Source organism: Microcoleus sp. FACHB-68 (genome assembly GCF_014695715.1).
In the GTDB taxonomy this organism is placed as follows: Bacteria; Cyanobacteriota; Cyanobacteriia; order Cyanobacteriales; family Oscillatoriaceae; genus FACHB-68.
In genome coordinates this window covers 339,152-361,039 of the sequence record NZ_JACJOT010000009.1, presented here as the reverse complement: position 1 = coordinate 361,039, position 21,888 = coordinate 339,152, and the positions used below count along the sequence as shown (strand labels likewise).

General features: G+C 47.4%; 10 protein-coding genes. 1 reads left to right on the top strand and 9 read right to left on the bottom strand.

The features are described from left to right. Nucleotides 1-12: 12 nt before the first annotated feature. The 4 genes from H6F73_RS16900 to H6F73_RS16885 form a co-directional block, all read right to left on the bottom strand. Nucleotides 13-1,089, bottom strand: coding sequence for a M28 family peptidase (locus tag H6F73_RS16900; protein WP_190759937.1), 1,077 nt, complete (start codon nucleotides 1,087-1,089; stop codon nucleotides 13-15). A gap of 329 nt (nucleotides 1,090-1,418) precedes the next feature. Continuing rightward, nucleotides 1,419-3,305, bottom strand: a complete 1,887-nt coding sequence (ftsH2, locus tag H6F73_RS16895) for an ATP-dependent zinc metalloprotease FtsH2 (protein ID WP_190759936.1) — start codon at nucleotides 3,303-3,305, stop codon at nucleotides 1,419-1,421. A gap of 450 nt (nucleotides 3,306-3,755) precedes the next feature. Beyond that, the gene (gene menD, locus H6F73_RS16890; RefSeq protein ID WP_190759935.1) at nucleotides 3,756-5,522 is read right to left on the bottom strand and encodes a 2-succinyl-5-enolpyruvyl-6-hydroxy-3-cyclohexene-1-carboxylic-acid synthase; all 1,767 of its coding nucleotides are present in this window, start codon (nucleotides 5,520-5,522) and stop codon (nucleotides 3,756-3,758) included. A gap of 430 nt (nucleotides 5,523-5,952) precedes the next feature. Further along, nucleotides 5,953-7,422 carry an isochorismate synthase gene (locus H6F73_RS16885; protein ID WP_190759934.1) on the bottom strand — a complete coding sequence of 490 codons (1,470 nt, stop codon included), beginning with the start codon at nucleotides 7,420-7,422 and terminating at the stop codon, nucleotides 5,953-5,955. Between the two features lie 425 nt (nucleotides 7,423-7,847). Here H6F73_RS16885 and H6F73_RS16880 point away from each other — a divergent pair, with 425 nt between their 5' ends. Beyond that, nucleotides 7,848-11,864, top strand: coding sequence for an EAL domain-containing protein (locus H6F73_RS16880; RefSeq protein ID WP_190759933.1), 4,017 nt, complete (start codon nucleotides 7,848-7,850; stop codon nucleotides 11,862-11,864). Nucleotides 11,865-12,377: 513 nt separating this feature from the next. On the opposite strand, the gene H6F73_RS16875 is transcribed toward H6F73_RS16880, so the two are convergent. The 5 genes from H6F73_RS16875 to cax form a co-directional block, all read right to left on the bottom strand. After that, complete coding sequence (locus tag H6F73_RS16875) at nucleotides 12,378-14,531, bottom strand: FG-GAP-like repeat-containing protein (RefSeq protein ID WP_190759932.1); 2,154 nt, start codon at nucleotides 14,529-14,531, stop codon at nucleotides 12,378-12,380. A gap of 1,294 nt (nucleotides 14,532-15,825) precedes the next feature. Then, entirely contained in the window at nucleotides 15,826-16,023 is a 198-nt protein-coding gene (locus H6F73_RS16870; protein ID WP_190759931.1) for a hypothetical protein, read from the bottom strand. Beyond that, nucleotides 16,008-18,089, bottom strand: coding sequence for a protein kinase (locus tag H6F73_RS16865; RefSeq protein WP_190759930.1), 2,082 nt, complete (start codon nucleotides 18,087-18,089; stop codon nucleotides 16,008-16,010). Before H6F73_RS16865 ends, H6F73_RS16870 begins: the two co-directional genes overlap by 16 nt. Before the next feature lie 698 nt (nucleotides 18,090-18,787). After that, a complete protein-coding gene (locus H6F73_RS27300; RefSeq protein WP_190759929.1) occupies nucleotides 18,788-20,308 on the bottom strand; it encodes an RDD family protein in 1,521 nt (506 codons plus the stop codon). 184 nt (nucleotides 20,309-20,492) lie between these two features. Then, nucleotides 20,493-21,611, bottom strand: coding sequence for a calcium/proton exchanger (cax, locus tag H6F73_RS16855; protein ID WP_190759928.1), 1,119 nt, complete (start codon nucleotides 21,609-21,611; stop codon nucleotides 20,493-20,495). Nucleotides 21,612-21,888: the final 277 nt, after the last annotated feature.

The following is a 21,888-nucleotide window of genomic DNA, read 5'->3' as shown; positions in this document are numbered from 1 at the left end:
CCCACACCCTAGCTAATTTGAAGAACCGGCAGCCGGCGCACTTGCCAAACTTTCTGTACTTTCTAACAGTCCAGTTGTTGCATTCACCACTAGCTGAGCACTGCCGGTGAAGAAATCCCGATCCAACGTAGCCAACTGATCACTGGCTTGGTGATAGTGAGGGGTTCGCAAATTTGCCGTATCCGTCACCAATACTGCACCAATACCGCTATACCAAAAAGGCGCATGATCACTCCGCAGCACGTCTGGTATCATCATCCCTTTAAGCGGCACCGGCAGCGTTACAACTGGGGGCACATGAGGATTTGCACTTTTCTCAAAAGTTTTGAGTAGCGGCAAGTGTTCCGTATCGCCTACCACCGCCAGAAAATCTCCCTTATCGCCCGGTGGTGCGATCGGCAGCCCCTTGGGGTACTGCTGGCATCCAGATGTATGACAGGCAAAACCAATCATATCCATCACAATCACGCCGCGTAAGTCTATTAAGGGCAAGTTGCCGGCATTAAAAGCAAGACTTCCCCGCAACCCCAACTCTTCCTCATCAAAAAATGCTACCCATAAGGCGCGTGGGGTTTTGCGAGCACCCAACAACCGGGCAACTTCTAACACCGTCGCCACACCCGTTGCATTATCATCTGCGCCGGGAGAACCGGGAACCGTGTCGTAATGCGCTGCCACCAAAATTGCACCGGCATCTTTATCCGTTCCCGCACGTTGCGCCCACAAATTTATCCCTGCGTCAAATTCTTGTAACTGGGGCGTCCATCCCCATGCTGTGAGAGATTGGGAAATATAGTCTCTAACGCGCTGCCGGTCATACTGTGTATAACGTTCAAAATCTAACGCTTTAATATGTGAGAGCAACTGTTCTTCAGGGACAGCCGGCGCGTTAACTGGTGACTCTGCAGCGGCTTTGCTGGTGATATTTGCGATTGTGTCATTACCATTCTGCCCCCATGATCGGCTTTCCCCGGCTGCTGTCACCTCTGCCGGCGGCGCTGATTGCATCTGCTGAGAATACCAATTCCAGCCGGTGACGGTTGCAACGGCCAAAATCATCAATAGTCCTAACCAAATTCGTTTTCTCATCCTGCGCCACCTCGTGCCATTTTATATTTTAGGTTTTATAGGGGGTTTTAACTGGATTAAGGGTTTAATGCGCTTGATTTTTGTTTTTTTTAACCGCAGATGGACGCAGATTAACGCAGATAGGGTTACGGCTTTGATGCGCTTGATTTTTTTAACCGCAGATGGACGCAGATTAACGCAGATAGGGTTACGGCTTTGATGCGCTTGATTTTTGGTTTTTTTGAGAGGTTTATTAGCAATTAGGGAGTTTAGCAACCGGCTTTATATAAAAATGGGGATGATGCACCGGCACCACCCCCATCACAGAGTTTTAGAGAACTCTCAGCACTCTAGAGTTGCGGCACATACTGTTCTTTTTCAGGAACCTCTGTGTACTCAGCAACAATTTGCCGGAATTCTTCGCCTTCAATGGTTTCTTTTTCAACTAACAACTCTACAAGCCGGTCAATGACAACTCGGTTTTCCCGCATAATCCGCTTCGCATCTTGGTAGCATTTATCTACAATCGAGCGGACTTGAACATCAATGCGGGAGGCAATTTCTTCAGAATATTCTGAACGGGCTGTAAAGTCGCGGCCTAAGAAAACTTCGCTTTGTTGACTTTCTAAAGCCAAGGGTCCTAGTTCCGACATCCCGAAGCGAGTCACCATTTGACGCGCCATGCCGGTCACTTGTTGCAAGTCGTTACCGGCACCTGTCGTTATTTCAGAATCGCCAAAAATCACTTCTTCCGCAGCACGTCCGCCCAAAGCGCCGGTGATCCGGGCTTTTAGCTGAGAACGAGATACTAAACTTTGGTCTTCTCCGGGCATAAACCAGGTTAAACCACGGGCTTGACCGCGAGGAACCAAAGTAACTTTTTGAACCGGATCATGATCTTTAAGCACTGTGCCGATGATCGCATGACCGATTTCATGATAAGCAATCAACCGTTTGCTCTTGCTGTCTACCAAGGGAGTGCCTTCCATACCGGCAACCACCCGGTCTACGGCATCATCAATTTCCAACATGGTAATCGCTTCTTTGCGCCGGCGTGCGGTCAAGATAGCAGCTTCGTTAAGCAAGTTTGCCAAGTCAGCGCCGGTGAAACCAGGAGTCCGACGAGCGATCGCATCGAGGGAAACTTCGGTTGCGAGTTTCTTGTTGCGGGCGTGAACGTTGAGAATTTCCAACCGGCCTTTAATATCCGGGGTGTCTACCGATACCTGCCGGTCAAACCGGCCTGGACGTAGTAAGGCAGAATCGAGCACGTCAGGACGGTTCGTTGCGGCAATAATAATAATGCCGGTGTTGCCTTCAAACCCGTCCATTTCTGTGAGCAACTGGTTGAGGGTTTGTTCGCGTTCATCGTTGCCACCCCCAATTCCTGCACCCCGTTGCCGGCCTACTGCGTCAATTTCATCAATAAAGATGATACAAGGGGCGTTTTCTTTCGCTTTTTTAAACAAGTCGCGGACGCGGGAAGCACCCACGCCAACGAACATTTCCACAAATTCTGAACCGGAGATGCTGAAGAACGGCACACCGGCTTCCCCAGCAATTGCCTTGGCTAGCATGGTTTTGCCGGTTCCGGGAGGCCCAATTAACAGCACACCTTTAGGAATCTTTGCGCCAACGGCTGTGAAGCGTTCTGGCTTCTTCAAAAAGGTCACAACTTCTTGGAGTTCTTCTTTGGCTTCTTCAATGCCGGCCACATCATCGAACATCACGCCGGTTTTCGCTTCCATCTGGAACCGCGCCCGTGATTTGCCAAAATTCATCGCCTGTCCTGGCCCACCGGGGACATTATTTGAGCGGCGGAAGAGGAAAAATAGGCCGGCCATTAACAGAATGGGAAAGACTAAATTACCCAAAAGTCCCCAAACTGCGCCATCGTTGCGAATCGGGTGGGTGTCAAAGTCGATATCGCTTTCTCTGAGTCGGGCGATTAATTGTGGCGCATTAGCCGGTAGATCGACCCGCAAATGTTGAGTTCGGTTGTCCAAATCCGGATCGATCGCATCGACGATCGCCGTGCGGCCACCATCGTACAGATCCACTTTAGTTACACGATCTGCATCCAAGTATTCTAAAAAGCGTCCGTAAGTCATACGGGTGTTAGCCGCGTTTCTACCCGTATCGATGGCCGTAGAGGCAAAAACCCCTTGCCACAGGAAGAAACCAATCACTAAAGCCGGCAACGCCCACAATAAGATGATTCTCCAAGAAGATTTCATAGATGGTGGCCTCTAGATATGAGTTCAAAACAGGTATTTCCCGAAGATTGGGTGCTGCGGTCGATAATTAAGCAAATTTTTGCCTAATGGCCCGCGTATCCTGAGTTATGCGGGGTTAGGCATAAACGAAGGAAAGCAACATCTCCCTTAAATCTTAATCAAATTTAACGTAATTATCATAATTGGAGCAAGCCTGAAACCACTTTGCATTTTAAATTCAAGGTTTCAATTAAAAACTACCTTCTATAAAACCTATTTAAAATAGAATGTAGATGCTTTAAATTAAAAACAATCCTTGCAGGTTAAAACAAAATAAAAATCTCCTATCACACCAACCCTTAACCCATCTGCATTCAAAGGATCTGTGACACCAACCCTTAACCCATCTGTATTCATCTGCGTTCATCTGCGTTCATCTGCGGTTAAAAAAAATCCCCAAAACCTACCGCCTCAAACAAAAGCTGAAAATTGACCTAAATGATCCTGCCGCCACTTCGCATCAGCCTTTCGACTTGTCCTAACTTCTAACAATCGAACCCCTTTTTCGGGTAAAAACCTTAATCGTTCCTGTAACTGTAACCACGACACAATTAATTCGTACTCTACATTATAGGTACAGCAAATTCGAGAAAAATCAATATTTTGCGGAGTTGCAAAAAACGATTCAAAAGGAGGATCAAACTTAGAAATCGGCAACATTTCAAAAATGCCACCTCCATTATTATTAATTAAAATAATTGTCAAATGCCCAACAAAATGATTATTTAACAAAAAACCATTCGTATCATGCAATAAAGCCAAATCACCAGTTAGCATCACACTGCTTTGATTGCGATGTGCCATACCCAACGCAGTGGACAATGTGCCATCAATACCATTAGCACCGCGATTGAAATAAGGCTGAATTCCCGAATTATTAGGTTTCCAGAGAAATTCAATATCCCGCACCGGCATACTGTTGGCAATGAACAAAGGCGTTGCCGGCGGCAAAACTTGAGACAGTAACCAAGCCGCTTTCGGTTCGATTAAATCTTCTATTTCCCCTATCTCTTTATCAACAGTTGCTCTAACTTTAACTTCAGTATCACACCAAAGTTTAAGATATTCGCCTTCCTGTAAAGACTCAACATTTTCATGGGTGACAGGGAGAATAGCGGCAACATTTTCTACAGATGTATGTAGGTGAATGGTTCTACCGTGCAACGGATCAAGGTTGTGGTGACTAGAATCTATCACCCACCGGCAGGGTTGAATCGTTTCTAACCAAGTCCGCAATTCTTTACTGGTGGGTAACTCACCGATCTGAATCACCATTGCCGGCTGCAATTGTTCTGCTAGCTGCCGGTTTCTCAAAATTAAATCATAAGTTGAAATCAAATAAGGATTAATTGCAGCATAATTTCTCAAAGGTGATAGTCCCTCAGCAAGAACCGGCCATTTTAAGAACTTAGAAAGCTGCGCGATTGCCTCACAATATTCTTTCGGCTGCTGGGGTTGTGCGGTGCCGGCAATAATAATCCCTCTGTCGCATTCCTGCCACTGTTTGAAAGTGCTGAGTGCTGAATGCTGAATGCTGAGTGGATAATTTTGAATGCTTGGTAATGAGGGAAAGTTAGCAAAGAAGATTTCAGGCTGGAATTGAGATTTTAATGCTTCAGCTTCGGGTTGTAAAATTGGCGCAAGCGGATCGCGAAAGGGAAGATTTAGATGAACCGCGCCGGCAGCCGGAAAAATCGCTCTTTCCCAAGCCTGAATCACTGTTTGTCGCAAGTAATTCAGCATTCCTAATTCTAAGGAAGGAGTGGCTAACTCTGCTTGCCAGTTCGGATAATGACCGTATAGTTTTACCTGATCAATTGTCTGTCCTGAATGACAATCTCGCAATTGAGCAGGCCGATCTGCGGTTAAAATTAATAAGGGTAATCGGCTTTCTTTGGCTTCGATAACAGCGGGGTAAAAATTAGCGCCGGCAGTCCCAGATGTGCAAACAAGCACGACTGGCAATCCTAATTTTTTAGCGATTCCTAAAGCAAAGAAGCCGGCTGATCGTTCATCAAGAACGGGAATGGCTTCGATTTGTTGATGTTGCGCGAAGGCAATTGCGAGAGGCGTTGAGCGCGAACCGGGGCAAATGATGGCTGTGGTTAATCCGAGCCGGTGAAGTGTCTCTACTAAGATGGAAGCCCAGACGGTGTTTGTGTTACGGAAGTCAATCATTTGGTTTGTGCTTATTAGTATTTTAAAAATTGATGAATTTGGATTTTTTAACCGCAGATGCACGCAGATAAACGCAGATGTGCGCGGATGATTTTAACAATTTGATGCGTTTATTTTTGGGAAAAGGGTTTGTGGTTATTAGTATTGTAAAAGTTGATGAACTTGGATTTTTTAACCGCAGATGCACGCAGATAAACGCAGATGTGCGCGGATGGTTTTAACGATTTGATGTGTTTTATTCTGGGAACTCAGTATTGTAAAACTTGATAAATTTGGATTTCTTAAACGCAGATGCACGCAGATGATAGCGCAGCGTGCCGTTAGGCATACGCAGATGTGCGCGGATGGTTTTTCGATTGTGGTGAATTACCACAACAAAAGCTTAATTCCCAATGCCCCATGCCCCATGCCCAATGCCCCATGCCCTCTTCTAAATCAATGCTTTTAAAAGCGCTTGAAGTTTTAATTTAATTTCACTCAGTTCTTTCTCTGGATCTGAACCAGAAACAATGCCGGCACCGGCATAAAGTTTGGCGCGATTGCCTTCTATTGTGGCTGAGCGAATACCGACGATAAATTCACCGTTGCCTTGATGATCTATCCAGCCTAAGGGGGCGGCGTAGAGGGAACGCTCAAAGGTTTCATAGCGGCGAATTTCTTCGCAGGCAATATCTCTGGGTGCACCGGCAACGGCTGGGGTGGGATGGAGTTCGGCGACAATATCGAGCAGAGAAACATCCGCCGGCACTTGCGCTTGGATAGGTGTCCATAAATGCTGAATATTGGAAAGTTGCAACAGGCGTGCCGGTGGTGACAGCTTGGGTTTTAATCCAAGGCGAGACAGGCGCTGAACGATAAAATCTAACACGACTTGATGTTCGCGTCGCTCTTTTTCGCTGTTGAGTAAAGCGTTTGCTAAGTTAGCATCTTCTGCTGCGGTTTTGCCTCGTGGCGCTGAGCCGGCTAAGGCGTCTGTTGCTAGGACGTTATTCTGAATACTTCCTAAGCGTTCTGGACTGGCTCCGATGAAGTTTTGACCTTTTCCATTGCCGGTGGAAAAAATATAGCAATCTGGGTGATTTTTTCGCAACTTATTCAGAGAATGAATCAAATTCAGCGGGGTTTTTGAAATGACATCAATGGTATGAGCCAGAACAATTTTATTAAACTGCTCGCTTTGAATCGAATTTAAAGCCGCCACAACCGAATTTTTGAAGCGATCTTCATGCTTGATAGATTGTTCTATGAAATTTCCGTTTTTATCATAACAGTCAACCAATTCATAGTTTGTTAAAATAATAATCTTTTGCAATTGGTTGTGTAAGTGAGCCGATAATGTTTTTAAATTCGCCTTGGCATCCAACGCTAAATTTGCCACAATTACGCAGCGATTGTTGCGGCGGGCAACTTGCCAGCGCGGTAAAAACACAGTTGCAGCGGGGAAAGAGGAATCTTCAGGCCGGTTGCGCTCGAAAAATGTGAAGCTACAAAAGAAGTGAGGCCCAGCAAAAGGCAAGTGTAGCGCACCGGCAGTAATCGTGTTCGTTAAGCAAGTGCGAATAAATTCTTGAGCGCGGGAAAATCGATTTGGCCCTTCTGCGGTAAAATGCAGGGCTGCGTCGATGGCTGCAATGGCATCGCCATTGGCAGTGAATTTCCCGTCGCGCAAAATTGGGCGAATGGCTTCTCGCGCCCGCCCTTTCTCAAAGTAAAAATGAATTTTGTCTGGTTGATTAATCTCGTGAAGAACTGCCAGGGGATCAAGGGGTGGGACTTCCAGGGAAATACTAACAATTTGTGTCTGATTTTTCTCAATGGATTTCTGCTGACAAGCAAAAAGGAACTGATACAGAGCCTTGGAGTCTTGAAACAGATGAGCGGGATGCGGTATGACTGGCATGGAAGCGCGATTGTTAGATTTTTTTTGAAGTTGAGTTGCGAAATATAAATTAATAATTCAGGGAAGCTAGAGGTAACACTGCCCTTTCACTCTAGGACATTTTGGGAACCGTGAAAAAGCCAATTTTGCTTAATCCTGCGTAGCTTTGAGCGGTTCTTTGTGTAAAAGCTTGGCGGATTTGCTGTGACACCCGTTTCCCAAGCCGTCTATAACCCTAACCAGACTTTTCCCCCTCTCTCTCTAATCCCTTCCCAGAATAAGATTACCGATAGTCGTTGTTCTTTCTCCCCCTCCCCCTCTCGCCTAAGTGCCCAGTTAATTCGCGATTCTGTGTAAATGGCTGCTGAAAAGCACAGGCCGGTTGAGTTAGAGTCTAGAGACCCGGTTAAACACTTATCGCGTTTTGAACAAGTATCAGCACCGAAATGTCCCACACACAAGTAGCGGGGCAAGCTGTGGGTCAACACAGGAATAACGAGGGTGTTCTTAAGGAACACGCAAACCCATTATGGGCTGTCTTACAACACTCGTTAGACGGTCTGTTTATTGTGGATGTTCAGCCGGCTGAGGCAGCATCAACCTGTTGTGAGGATACAGATAGAGTGGAAGCCCCCGAATTTCGCTTTGTTGCCACTAATCCTGCTTGCAGACAAATGCTGTTGGTGACCCCCGAAGATCCCGTCGGTTTGCGCTTGCAAGAATGCCTGCCAGAAGGGATCGCCGGCACAACCGCAAAACACCTGACAGACTGTGTTGAGCAACGTCAGTCAATTGAATATGAGGCAATCTTGGAAACGCGTACAGACTCTACCGGCAACATCTGTACCAACATCCGTCACCTCGTTACTCGACTCTCGCCGGTGTTCGGCCAAGACGGCACAATCACTCAAATTATCGGCTTGTGTCAAGACTTTACAGAGTACCGGCGAGTAGAAGCGCAAGCCCAACTGTTGCAAAACATCGCCTTGGCAATTGCCGCAGCCGAAGACTTTCAAACCGCCCTCGGCATTGCCCTGCGCTACTGCTGCGAAGCCACCGGCTGGAATTATGGCGAAGCGTGGATTCCCAGCCCAGACACAGACGCCCTGTATTGCAGCCCAGCTTACTACATCAGCACCGACGAGCTTCTGATGTTTATCCAAATTAGCCAAGGCTTGCAGTTTCCCAAAGGTATCGGTTTACCGGGACGCGTGTGGCTTTCAAAACAGGCAGCATGGCATCAGGATGTTTCAATTGAATCTGAATCAATTTTTCTGCGTGCTCAGTTGGCAATGAGTTGGGGACTGAAAGCCGGCTTGGGCGTTCCGATCATCGCCAATGATCAAGTCCTGGCAGTGCTCGTTTTCTTCATGTTTGAATCTTGCCCAGCAGATCGGCGCATGGTAGAACTGGTGTCTGCCGTTGCCGCACAGTTGGGCACCCTGATGCAGCGCAAGCAAGCCGAAGACGCCCTCAGAGAAAGCCAGCGAAAATTGGCTCACCTCATCAATTCATTACCCGGTTTCGTTTTCTCCTGCGCCAGCGATTCTGAATGGTCGATGAGCTACCTCTCTGAGGGTGTCTTCAACCTAATTGAATATCACAGGGAAGAACTTGCCGGGAAAAGCCGGCTGATTTCCTATAGCGATCTCACCCATCCTGAAGATTTACCAAAAGTTCTTCAAGCAATTGAAACAGCAATTGCTAAAAAGGAACCTTATGTGGTTGAATATCGCATTCGCACTAAATCAGGGTTAGAAAAATGGTTGTGGGAAAAAGGTAGTGGCGTATTTGACAATATGGGTAACGTTCTGGCACTCGAAGGCTTTATCACTGATATCAGCGAACGCAAACAAACCGAAGAAGCGCTCAAAGCTCAAGCCCAAGTTCTAGAAAGCATGGCAGAAGGCGTCAGCGTCGCCGATGAAAATGGCATGATTACTTTTACCAATCCTGCCTTCGATGCCATGTTTGGATATGAACGCGGTGAATTACAAGGAAAACACTTTTCCACTCTTAATGTTTACCCCCTCTCGGAAAATGCCAGACTCACGGTTAAAATCATCGAGCAGTTGAACAAACAAGGCTCATGGTTGGGAGAATTTAATAACCTTAAAAAAGATAAAACACTTTTCACAACTTACGCTCACATTAGCGCTTTGGAGATGTCTGGGAAAAAGTATTGGGTTTGTGTCCAAGAAGACATCACAGAACGCAAACGGGCCGAAGAAGCATTAAAACAAGCAGAAGAAAAGTATCGCAGCATTTTTGAAAATGCGGTTGAAGGGATTTTTCAGACAACACCGGAAGGGCGTTACCTGACGGCAAACTCAATGCTGGCTCGCATCTATGGCTATGACTCACCGGCAGAGTTGATGGCGACCCTGACGGACATCCAGCATCAACTGTACGTCAATCCTGACCGGCGATTACAGTTCAGCCGGCTTTTACAAGAGCGAGATGCTGTCTTAGATTTTGAGTCAGAAATTTATCGCAAAGACGGCAGCACGATCTGGATTTCTGAAAACGCTCGCGCCATTCGAGACACCGGCGGCACACTGCTGGGATATGAAGGCACGGTTGTAGACATCACCCAGCGCAAGCAAGCCGAAGCAGAATTGCTTAAACGCGACAATTTGCTTCAAGGCGTTGCTGAAGCGATGAATTATTTGCTTACAGATACCAACCACGGTTCAGCGATCATCAAAGCTTTAGCAACGCTGGGAATAGCTGCCGGCGTAGATCGGGTTTATATTTGCCAAAACCACCCCCATCCCGTTACAGGTGAGCCGGCACTGAGTATGCGCTTTGAATGGGTGCGAGACTTGATCGAGCCAATGCTCAACAAACCTCACTGGCAAAATCTTGCTTACAGCAATCTGTGCCGGTGGTATGATTCGCTCTCAGCCAATCAACCGATGAGTGGCAATGCGGTAGACTTTCCTGCCGGCGAACGAGAACGTTTAGAGGCAGATGGCATTGTCTCAATTCTCATGGTGCCGATTTCGGTCAATAATGAATGCTGGGGCTATGTCGGCTTCGACGATTGCCACAGGGAGCGCGGCTGGTCTAAGAGTGAAGAATCTATTTTGGTAGCGATCGCAGCAAGTATCGGCGGCGCACTCCAACGCCATCAGCAAGAAGAAACAATCCGGCACCAAGCGCTTCATGACCGGCTCACCGGCTTACCCAACCGGCAGCTATTGGATCTCCAACTAACTTTAGCGCTGGAAACAGCCGCAAATCGCCGGCATAAACTAGCGATCATCTTTCTCGATCTCGACCGCTTTAAAATTATTAATGACACCTTGGGTCATGCAGTCGGTGATCAATTGTTGAAAAATGCCGCCCAACGGTTGAAAAGCTGTCTGCGTGAAGGGGATACGATTGTTCGCTGGGGGGGAGATGAATTTATCACGCTCTTGCCTCACCTTAATTGCCTAGAGGACGCCCTTCATATTGCTCAAAGAATTATCGATTCCCTACAGCCGGCATTTGAAATTGAAGGGCATCACTTATACATTACCAGCAGCATTGGCATTGCCCTTTATCCAAATGATGGGGAAGATGGCGAAACGTTAATCAAAAATGCAGATACAGCTTTGTATCAAGCCAAAGAACGAGGCCGAAATAATTACCAGATATTCACCCCCAGTATGAATGCAGAAGCCTCTGCTTTACTGGTTTTAGATAATAGCTTGCACCTTGCCTTTGAGCGTGGAGAATTTCTCATCCACTACCAGCCACAGTTAAACATTAATACTGGCAAAATTACCTGTATGGAAGCCCTCGTGCGCTGGCAGCACCCAGAACGCGGCCTCATGACGCCGGAAGCGTTTATTCCCTTAGCTGAGGAGAACGGTTTGATTGTCCCGTTGGGGAAGTGGGTTTTGCAAACAGCTTGCGCTCAAAATAAAGCTTGGCAGGATGCCGGTTTGCCGGCAATGCGCGTGACGGTTAATCTTTCAACCCGACAGTTTCAGCAACCAGGTTTAGTCGCAATGGTGGCGCAGGTTTTAAAACAGACAGGTTTGGAACCTCAATACTTGGAGTTAGAAATTACTGAAACGACAGCCATGCTCGATGCAGATTTCACAAGCGATACCCTAGGCGAACTCAAAGCAATGGGAATCTGCCTGTCTATGGATGATTTTGGCGTAGGCTACGCTTCCCTCAGTGGTTTGAAAAACTTCCCCTTCCACACGCTCAAAATTGATCGCGCTTTTGTGCAGGACATTACTAGCAATCCCCATGACAGGGCAATTGTCAAGGCGATTCTCGGCCTCGCTCACGCCCTGAATCTCTCTATGGTGGCGGAAGGCGTAGAAACAGACGCCCAAAAAGAGTTGTTGCGAAGTCTCCACTGCCAAGAAATGCAGGGGTATTTATTCTCGAAACCTTTAACTGCCGGTGAAGCAACTGATTTTATTACCACAATCAATCGTAAAATTCCTAAGGGCTGATAACCGGCATAAACCCTTTAGAGAATAAAAACTTGACTTAATTGGGGTTATAAAAGATACGTTTAGACTTATCAAATCGGAATTTCTTTTTTTATTCAAAGCATCTACAAATAAAATTAAATAACGCCTAATTTATGATGTTGCGCCGGCTCGTTAAATGAATTATGCCGGCAGATCAGCAGATCAGGTGAGAGCAGAGCAAGCAAAACAAATCAAACTGAAGTTACCCGCTTAGAGTAACTTCAGTTTGCTTGGCAATCACTTCTTAGCTTCAGTCAGGTAAAATTAACCCTATTTTCGCCAATACTGCCCTAGTGAGAAAGAAATTAGACCGGCTGAGAGCCAAACATTCCTGTGTTTTTATAGTAATCCAGCCCTGCGTTGATAGATTTGCCGGTTGGCAACCCGTTGTGGCTATTAGATGAATTTGACCAGGCTGAGGAACTTGCCTGTATGGCATTGCGTGTTTAGACGCCAGAGAGAATGCCGGAACCCTGAAGGATTCCAGGGAATTTAAATGCTCAGGAAATGAGAACTGTTGAGAGAGTTAGCTTGCACTGCGATTAAAGTCGCTAGAATTTCATCGCTATCGGTGATCTTGATAATGGTATTGGCAGGATTAGCGGCTGAGGTAATGGTGAGCTGCTCAAATCTCAAACCGCCGGCTAAGCCAATAGTGTCTTGATTGCTGCCTGTGGTGGTGAAGTCAAGTAAGGTGTCAGCTCTGTTTCCGGAGGCAAAGACAAAGAAGTCTTGACCAGTGCCGCCCGTGAGGGTGTCGCTACCTGTTCCGCCCGTGAGGGTGTCGTTGTTCGCTCCACCGTCTAACCAGTCGTTACCAGCGCCACCTAAGAGGGAATCATTGTTGTTGCCGCCCAGCAGGCTGTCATTGCTGTCACCGCCCAGCAGGGTGTCATTGTCGTCACCGCCGTCAAGGGAATCATCACCGGCTCCACCCATGAGGGAATCTCGACCTGTGCCGCCAAGTACCAGATCCTTGCCGCCACCGCTCTGGAGGTTGTCATTGCCGGCCAATCCTTGCAAGGTATCATTGCCGCCTTGACCGTAGAGCGTGTCGTTACCTGCGGTGCCTGTACGCAGCAGGCCGGCGGCGTCATCATTGGTAATTGTGGTTGTGGCCGGGGTAGTGTTGGGAACTGTTGCTTGAAAACCGCCTGGGGTGGTGTTGGGCGTTAGTGAAACTTGAATCGTTTCGTTGCTTTCAACCACTGTATCACCGACAACGTTGAGGGTGACGGTGGCAGATGTTGCACCACTGGCAAAGTTAACCGTATTGCCAGTATTGGTGATGCCGGTGCCGGCAACTTGGGCTAGGGTGTAATCACTGTTGTTGGTGGCGCTACCGCCGAAGCCGATATTGACGCTGCTGGCGACATCGGTGCGCCCGGTGCGGGTGATGGTGTAGGTAATGGCTCTGGTGCCGGTGTTGCCTTCTGCGACTGTAGCGGTGTTGGCAACGATGGCGTAGGCAATGTCGTTGTCTGCAATGGTGACGGTTGCCGTGTCGGCTGGGGTTGTGGCTACGTCGTAGCTGGCACCGTCGCTGAGGGTAATGGTAACGCTTTCATTGGGGTCGATAATCGCATCGTTGGTGGCAACCACATTGATGGTGGCAGTGGTTGCTCCAGAAGCAAAGGTGGCGGTGCCGGTTAATGCTGTGTAGTCACTGCCATTGGTGGCGCTTCCCCCTACTGTGTAAGCGACGGTGATACCGCCATCCGGTGCAGCCTCATTGAGGCTGAGGATAAAGGTGCCCGTTGCGCCACCTTCTGCCGCAGAAGTGCCGGCGGCGATACTCACTATCGGCACTATCGGCACTACCGGCGTACTGTTTTGGTAATAGCGGATAATGCCCTCGTTATTCCCAATAAAGGCGTCTAAATCGCCGTCGTCGTCAATATCGGCAAAGGTGGGGGACGCATAATCCCCCACATCCGTAAGGTTGAAAGCGTTGATTTGGGGGGCGGCAAAGGCTGGGGCGTTGGTGGTACCTGTATTCTGGTAGTAGTACGTGTTGCCCTCGTTATTCCCAATAAAGGCGTCTAAATCGCTGTCGCCGTCAATATCGGCAAAGGTGGGGGACGCACTAAACCCCACATTTGTGAGGTTGAATGGGTTGATTTGGGGAGCGGCCAAAGCTGGGGCGCTGGCGGTGCCGGTATTCTGGTAGTAGTACGTGTTGCCGTCATCTGACCCAACAAAGGCGTCTAAATCACCGTCGCTGTCAATATCAGCAAAGGTGGGGTCCGGAAAACGCCCCACATCCGTGAGGTTGAAGGCGTTGGTGACGGGGTCAGCAAAGGCTGGAGCGCTGGCGGTGCCTGTATTCTGGTAGTAGAGCGTGTTGCCGAGATATTCCCCAACAAAGGCGTCTAAATCGCCGTCGCTGTCAATATCAGCAAAGGTGGGGGACGCCAAATACCTCACATCCGTGAGGTTGAAGGCGTTGGTGACGGGGTCAGCAAAGGCTAGGGCGCTGGCGGTGCCTGTATTCTGGAAGTAGTACGTGTTGCCGTCCTCTGACCCAACAAAGGCGTCTAAATCGCCGTCGCTGTCAATATCGGCAAAGGTGGGGGTCGCAAAATATCCCACATTTACACCGTTAAAGGGATTATTGCTGCCGGTTTGTTCAGTGAAGTTTGCCATTTAAAGTTATCCTATTTGGAGCGTTTACCTAGTCATTCCGGAACCATCTATAAAATCGATTTGAGCGAAATCGATTTTGATAAAAACATCAAAAGCTGTTTGAACAAGACGGTGTTGCCAATTTGGCAGCTTTTTCTCTAAAGATTTACTTCATGATGCGTTGCTCCGTGATTGTGTTGCTTACTTATCAACTTCGTCAGCAAGTCGGTCAAGGTTGAGCATTTTATCTGCAATTTGTTACTTTTTGCGCTTGTTTCTCATTCGTAGGGTTCTAGCAGGGCGAGAATGTATTAGCTCTCTTCTGCGGCAAACGAAAGTTTTTCAACTTCAAGTTTTTTGGTTTAATTCATTTGTCGCCACTCTCACCCAAACCTCAGCATTAAAATTCCTAGGGGCGGCAATTATTGGCACAACCTAAAGGATTACTGAGTCAAATCAGCCCTTCTGGGACAAATACAAACCTGAGAAAAATCTAGGGGATTATTAAAAATTCAGCTCAAGGAAAAGAATCTAAGCTAACTTTCTCCTCAAGCTTGATTTTTGGCATCAAACCGATAAAATATTTTCGACCAACAGAAGTTGCTTCCCAAAAGAAAGAGAGCAACGGCTGTATTTTAATTCACTCGATTTGATTGTTCTCAAAAATTAGCAAGCACGGCCTATTTAATCCAGCCTGCGAGTTTTTCTGACCGAATCGGGGCCACCCGTAAGTGCTTTTTATTTTCCGAAAGCCGTTCTCTATCCTTTTGAACCTTGAGGTTGACAACCCTTTTATCGAGCGAGCAAAAGTGTTTTCAACCTTGATGAGACCAATCATTGCTCTGTTGTCTTCAGACGAATAATGATTTCATCAAAACCCAAAAATCCAAAAATTTATCTAGCTCTAGGCTGTTGAATATCAAATGTCAAGAACTAAACCGAGCTTAAACAGAAGTTGAACAGCAATTGAGGGTGATGCTTTTTTGTAGCTGATGAGAGCCGGCTAGACAATTTCCCAACGAGAAACCCGACTCTACTGGGAAAACCGGCACTCACTAAGTATTAGCACTGAGCGAACACTGACATCCTTCAGCCTATCGAGCGTTATGCCACTTGAAGACGGTTCATGAGGCAATTGCTTTGTCTCAGCCGTGAAGATACTTAAGTGAGTGTGCATCCCTCTTAAGGTTGATTCAGTATATTCTCTTAGATAGAGCAGTGGCAAGATCCTGACAGCAAAAAATAGGTGAAGGAATATAAGAACCCTTACCAGAAAACAATATGATTGAGCTGTAACACTTACATACAAGGACTTTTAGCCACTTCCTATCGGTAGTTGAAGGGCTGCCGGCAGATACGCAGGTAAGCTGGGAGGCAAATAAGTTTGTCTACTGGGGGAAATGGGGTGAGGAATACTCAGTGTTGTACCGGCACGCGGACAATCCGATAAGCTGAAAGCGACGATGCCGGCATTGCTTCTCTGTTCTTCCGTAATTTCTAGGGCATCTGCCAAATTTTAACCGTTTGATCACGGCTGCCACTGATTAAGGTTTTGCCATCGGGCGTGATCGCAACCGAACTGACATACTTAGAGTGTCCTAATAAAGTTTCTAAGTGTTTGCCGGTTTTGAGATTCCACAGCTTGATCGTGTCACCGGCACTGACGAGGGTTTTTCCATTCGGGCTGATTGCAAGCGACCGAACCCTACTAGAATGTCCTTCCAAAGTCCTGCGTAGCTTGCCGGTGCCGAGATCCCACAGCTTAACGGTGTTGTCATCGCTGCCACTGACGAGGGTTTTGCCATCTGGACTAATGGCAAGTGCGTGAACCGATCCTTTATGTCCCACAAGGGATCTGAGCAGTTTGCCGGTGCCGAGATCCCACAGCTTAACGGTGTTGTCATCGCTGCCACTAGCAATAATTTCACCACTTGGGCTGATGGCTAGGGCATTGACAGGGCCGGCATGAGCTGGGATCGTGAGTATCCGCTGGCCCGTTGATAACCGCCACAGTCTGATCGTCTTGTCGTCACTGGCGCTGACGAGGGTTTGCCCATTTGGACTAATCGCTAAGGCATTGACCGAGCCGGCATGAGCTGGGATCGTGAGCATCCGGAAGTGTTTCTCAAGATTCCATAGCCGGATCGTTTTGTCGTTACTGCCACTGGCAAGGAGTTTGCCATCGGGGGTCATGGCAAGTGCGCCAATCGCATTAGAATGAGCATCAAAGAAGGCGTGCCCCAATTTGCCGGTGTTTTCCTCCCAAAGCCTGAGCGTTCCGTAACTGGCAGTGGCGAAGATAAAGTTGTTTGCCTTTTTCGATCCCACTGGAACGGGACTGATGGTGATGGCGTTGACATGACCAACTTGGCTACTGAGGGTTTTTTTCAGAAACCGGCTGCTGGGGATGCTGGCAAGCACCCGGATCGGGTTGGCGGGGAAGTTTCCGTAGCGCCAATAACTAAAAAGTTGGGTGCCGGCAAGGAACAGTAATGCGAGTGCGCCGGTGCGAATTAATAGTTTTTTATATTGACCGGCTTTTTGTTTTTGGCGGGTTTTAGAGGTTGTGGAGCCTTGTTTGGAAGTAGATATTTGCCGTGAGGTAGAACGCCCCAGCAAATTGCTGTTGCCGCCGTAAAGACGAGGTTTGGAAAAGCCTGTTTGTGGATTGTATGAACTCCCCGGCTCTATGTCTGCCAAACACTGTAAAATCATTTGGGCATTTTGAGGCCGGTTGCCCGGAAATGGAGCCATCAGGTAGTCAATTACATCGGCAAATTCTGGTTGAATTTGTGGGGCTTTTTCTCGCCAAATTAACTTACCTGTGCGGGGGTTTTCTGGAAATGCGGTGGGGGGGCTGCCGGTCATTAAATAGACAAAGGTGCGACCCAAGGCGTAGAAATCTGATTGGGGGACGGCTTTGCCATTCACTTGTTCAGGTGGCGTATAGCCTGGGGAAACAATGCCTGTCACGTTTTGGCCTTGCCCGACTTTTGCAAGATACGTTGAGGTGACTTCTCTGGCAGCCCCAAAGTCAATTAACACCAGCTGACTGTTAGGCCGGCGCATGATGTTGAGCGGTTTAATATCCCGGTGAAAAAATTGTTGCTGGTGGACTTTATCCAGGATTTCTGCAATTTTTTTTAAACAGTCCAGGGCTTCTTCTTGGCTAAGCGGTTTACTTTCGCGTTCTTTCATCCACTCTTCAAGATTTAACCCCTGAATTTTTTCCATCACTAAGCAGTGCAATGGCTCTTTGAAATTGTGGGGCAAAAACGTGAAGTAGCCACCCGGTTCTACTGTGGGGATTCCTGGATGTTGCAACCGGCTCAAAACCGTAGCTTCTTGCTGAAACAGTTCTACGGCTTTGGGATGACTTTTGTAAAGAATTTTTAAGACTTTTAAACTGCCTTGATCATCAACTTCAAAGGTTTTGCCAAAGCCTCCGCCTCCAAGTGGTCGAACGATCCGGTAACGGCCTCGCACGACCAACTCTGAGCCGCAGTGACGACAAACGTCTCTGTGATTGTTCGACAGATCGGAGGGATTGGGGCATTTGGGATTGAGGCAAAAACTCACGGAAGCTAGCTCACCCAGATTCAGAGGACAGGCTCAAGAACACTATAACTTGCGAGACTGGCGGGATCACTGAAGGGTCACGCCAAGCAGTCACTATCAGTATGGTAGGCGATAGGTAGGCAGAAATCCCCCTGACGCTTGTTCAGCTTGCAGATTGCGGTAGGTGTTGCAGCGCTTGCCGGTGCATTTTGCTTGTTTTTGTTTTACCGAATTTTTTAACAATTCACTGTATTGTTTCGATGATCACCGGCAAGCCTATTTGATGCTTAAATGCCCTGCCGACCCTTCCTTAGCTCTATTCGATACTTTTAGGGGACAAAAACAAGGCGTTTTATGCATATCTACTATAGCATTTTTCGAGCCGGTGATGAAAGTAACATTTCCAGCCCTTTTTTCCCAAGAATTCTAAAATTTTCCACCCTATGCTTCCTGCAACAGTCTTCACTCCCTAGACCGTATTTTAATTTTAAGACTTAAAGCTTATTTTTCTGCTTTAGCGGTAGAAAATCTCTAAAAAAACCACAAAATTAACTTTTTCCCAGTTATCTGCTTATAAAATATCTGTCAATTCTGAGACGTAAGTTCACCTTCCCGCTGTTTAAGCTTTTTGTTCGGGATTTTCCTTGTATTTAATACCCCAAACTTGGCTATGCCTTTTCCTTGACTGTCAACCACAGCGCCAACGTCTGTTAAGATTTTTATATCTTTTTTGAAACGAGAGTGTCAGCAATGATATCGTGCAGCGCTTGCTTTTTTCGATTAAAGCCGGCCATTATAAATCCAATACATAAAATCGACCCAGAAATTGTTTTACTCCAATAACGCCGATTCGCTCGTCCCCAAGAAATTTGTTTTCCTTGAGAATCTGTGACAACCAGTTTTAATCGTCTTTTTCCCAATGTAGCTTGAAGTGGAGAACATTCAAGCACCGTAAAATAAAGCCATTTCAACCCGATTCCTATTAAAACGACAGCGAGCAAAACTGAATCCACTCCCCCTAAAGACCTTCCCGATCCCACAATTGCCAGCGCTGCAATTAGCAAGCCGAAAAAACTGCCAAACGTTCCCAATGCGCTTAGCACCATTGCTCCTAAAAATACGCTTAAAGCTTGCCAAGGCTCCTGAATTAGGTTATAGACATGATTAATTAAAAAACTGCCAATAACAGCTCCCCCAACAGTGACAGCAGTGCTATCAATTAGATAAGCAGAAAAACGCCGCCAAAAGCCGGCAGCAGAATAATTTGCTGGTTGAATACTCTGACTGCCACTAGCAGATTTAACCTTAGCCGAAGGGTACTGAACTGGATTTAAAGTGCCTTCTATTTCTGCTAAACGCTGTAAAATAATTTGGGCATTTTGAGGCCGGTTAACCGGAAACAACCCCATCAAATTATCAATCAAATCGGCCATTGGCTGCGAGATATTTGCCCGATCTCGCCAGATTAAATTGCCTGTATCGGCATCCACCGGCAGATCACTCGGAGGCAAGCCAGTGAGTAAATAAACAAAGGTGCGTCCTAATGCAAAAAAATCTGATTGAGGCACCGCTTGACCATTCACTTGTTCAATTGGTGAATAGCCGGCTGAAAAGATTTGCGTGCCATTGTGCCGGCCTCCAAGAACTGTAGCGGTAATTTCTCTCGCCGTGCCAAAATCAATTAATGCCAATTCCTGACGCCCTGTATTCAGGGAATCCGTAGCAGATCGCAGCATAATATTGGCCGGCTTGATATCTCGATGAAAATAATTTTGCTGGTGAACCCGGTCTAAAATTTCTGCCAGTTCTTTTAACCAATTAATAGCCAAGGCTTCAGAAATCGGTTGATGATTTCTCTCATTCATCCACTCTTCTAAATCCAACCCCGCTATTTTTTCCATCACCAGGCAATATACAGGCTGGTCGCTATTTTTGGGGTAAAAAGTAAAATAGCCATCGGGTTCGACTCTCGGAATCCCAGGATGGTGCAGCCGGCTCAAAACTCGCGCCTCTTGCTGAAACAGTGAAATCGCCTTTTCCTGATGAAGAAAAAGCACTTTTAGCACTTTCGGCGTGCCGCAATCACTCACTTCATAAGTTTTAGCAAAACCCCCTTCACCCAAAATACTCATGACCCGATAATGCCCGTTTAAAAGCAAATCAGAACCACAGCTTTGGCAAAAAAGCAAGTTTTCAGGATTTTGAGGCTTTGGGCAATTGGGATTAATGCAGTAACTCATAGATGCCAGGGGAATATCTGTATTTTTTTATATTGAAATGCTCTGGCAAAGTCTTTGATCCTTTTGTCAGATCGCTTTCAAAAAAGCCGGTTAAATTGGCTGGCCGGCTTCTTTAAAAGAACCACCCCGCAGATCCCCCTTCACCTGATTAATCACAGCAGTTCGGGGGATCTAGAACCTTAGCTTAACCGATTCCTTCAATGACCGGATGGAAATAGAACGCGAGTGCCAAAACTGCATAGGCAGCTAGCAACAGGGTGCCTTCCAGCCAATCAGACCGGCCATCGGAACTCACCGAGTTAGCAATCAACACCGCCACTGCCACCGCCACCAGTTCAAACGGGTTGAAGTACAGATCCATCGGTTGGTCAAATATCCAGCCGGCTAACACCAACACCGGCGCAACAAACAAGGCAATTTGCAAACTCGATCCCACTGCCACAGAGACAGACAGATCCATTTTATTTTTCATCGCCACCGTAACCGCTGTGGCGTGTTCGGCAGCATTGCCAATAATCGGAACCAGGATAACGCCGGTAAACAGCGCCGTCAGTCCCAGCGCGGAAGTCGCTTCTTCGAGGGAGGCAACCAGCAATTCAGACTCAACCGCAACGACTAGGGTAGCCGCTAAGAGTACCCCAATCCAAAGCGGCAGGTTCACCTCTCCTTTAGGGTCATCGGGTGCTAGGTTGGCTTCAGCTAAATCTGCCGGGTCCATCTCTGCCAAACCCACATCATAGAGATAGGTGTGAGTTTTCATCGAAAACAGCAGCGTTAGGCCATAGACCAAAATTAACACCACAGCGACGGCGACGGAGAGGCGCTGCAGCGTCGCTTCCGGAATGCCGGGAACCGTTGCACCCATCGCGGTTGGCAGCAGCATGGCAATCACAGCCAGATTCATCGCAGAGGCGTTGGATCGGGCCACAATAGGCTGAAAGGTCTGCTCTTTAAAACGAAGGCCACCTAATAGCATGGAAAGGCCCATCACCAAGAGTAAGTTGCCCATAATCGAGCCGGTGATACTGGCTTTGACAACATTGATCAGTCCCGCTTTGAGGGCGACAACGCCAATAATCAATTCAGTGGCATTGCCAAAGGTGGCGTTTAACAGACCGCCCAAAGTGGGGCCAAGAACAACGGCAATTTCTTCAGTGGCAGTCCCCATCCACGCGGCGAGAGGAATGATCGCCAGCGCCGAGGTGATGAAGATAACCGACGATCCCCAGTCTAGGAAATGGGCGGCAATGGAAATCGGGACAAACAGCAACAAGGCTGATAAGACATTTTTTGTGTTGAGCATTTAAGTCAAACAGGTTTTCAGTATGCTATGTCAGCAGTTGATAACGATTGGTTTCATTCTGAATCGTGGCAATCAGACTCTAGGATAGTGGCTAGGGAGTGCTGAGTGTTGAGTTCTCAGTCCTGAGTCCTGAGTCCTGAGTTCTCAGTCCTGAGTGCCCAATCCCCCATGCCCCATGCCCCATGCCCTTAACTGCACAATTTCCAGCGATTGCAATCAGCCAAAGTGAATAAAATTGAGCATTTTCTTAACAAAACATAAATCTTCTTAAGGAAAT

Excerpts from the sequence above, each read along its gene's own strand:
- H6F73_RS16900 (WP_190759937.1), bottom strand. The coding sequence starts at position 1,089 with ATGAGAAAACGAATTTGGTTAGGACTATTGATGATTTTGGCCGTTGCA.
- ftsH2 (WP_190759936.1), bottom strand. The coding sequence starts at position 3,305 with ATGAAATCTTCTTGGAGAATCATCTTATTGTGGGCGTTGCCGGCTTTA.
- menD (WP_190759935.1), bottom strand. The coding sequence starts at position 5,522 with ATGATTGACTTCCGTAACACAAACACCGTCTGGGCTTCCATCTTAGTA.
- H6F73_RS16885 (WP_190759934.1), bottom strand. The coding sequence starts at position 7,422 with ATGCCAGTCATACCGCATCCCGCTCATCTGTTTCAAGACTCCAAGGCT.
- H6F73_RS16880 (WP_190759933.1), top strand. The coding sequence starts at position 7,848 with ATGTCCCACACACAAGTAGCGGGGCAAGCTGTGGGTCAACACAGGAAT.
- H6F73_RS16875 (WP_190759932.1), bottom strand. The coding sequence starts at position 14,531 with ATGGCAAACTTCACTGAACAAACCGGCAGCAATAATCCCTTTAACGGT.
- H6F73_RS27300 (WP_190759929.1), bottom strand. The coding sequence starts at position 20,308 with ATGAGTTACTGCATTAATCCCAATTGCCCAAAGCCTCAAAATCCTGAA.
- cax (WP_190759928.1), bottom strand. The coding sequence starts at position 21,611 with ATGCTCAACACAAAAAATGTCTTATCAGCCTTGTTGCTGTTTGTCCCG.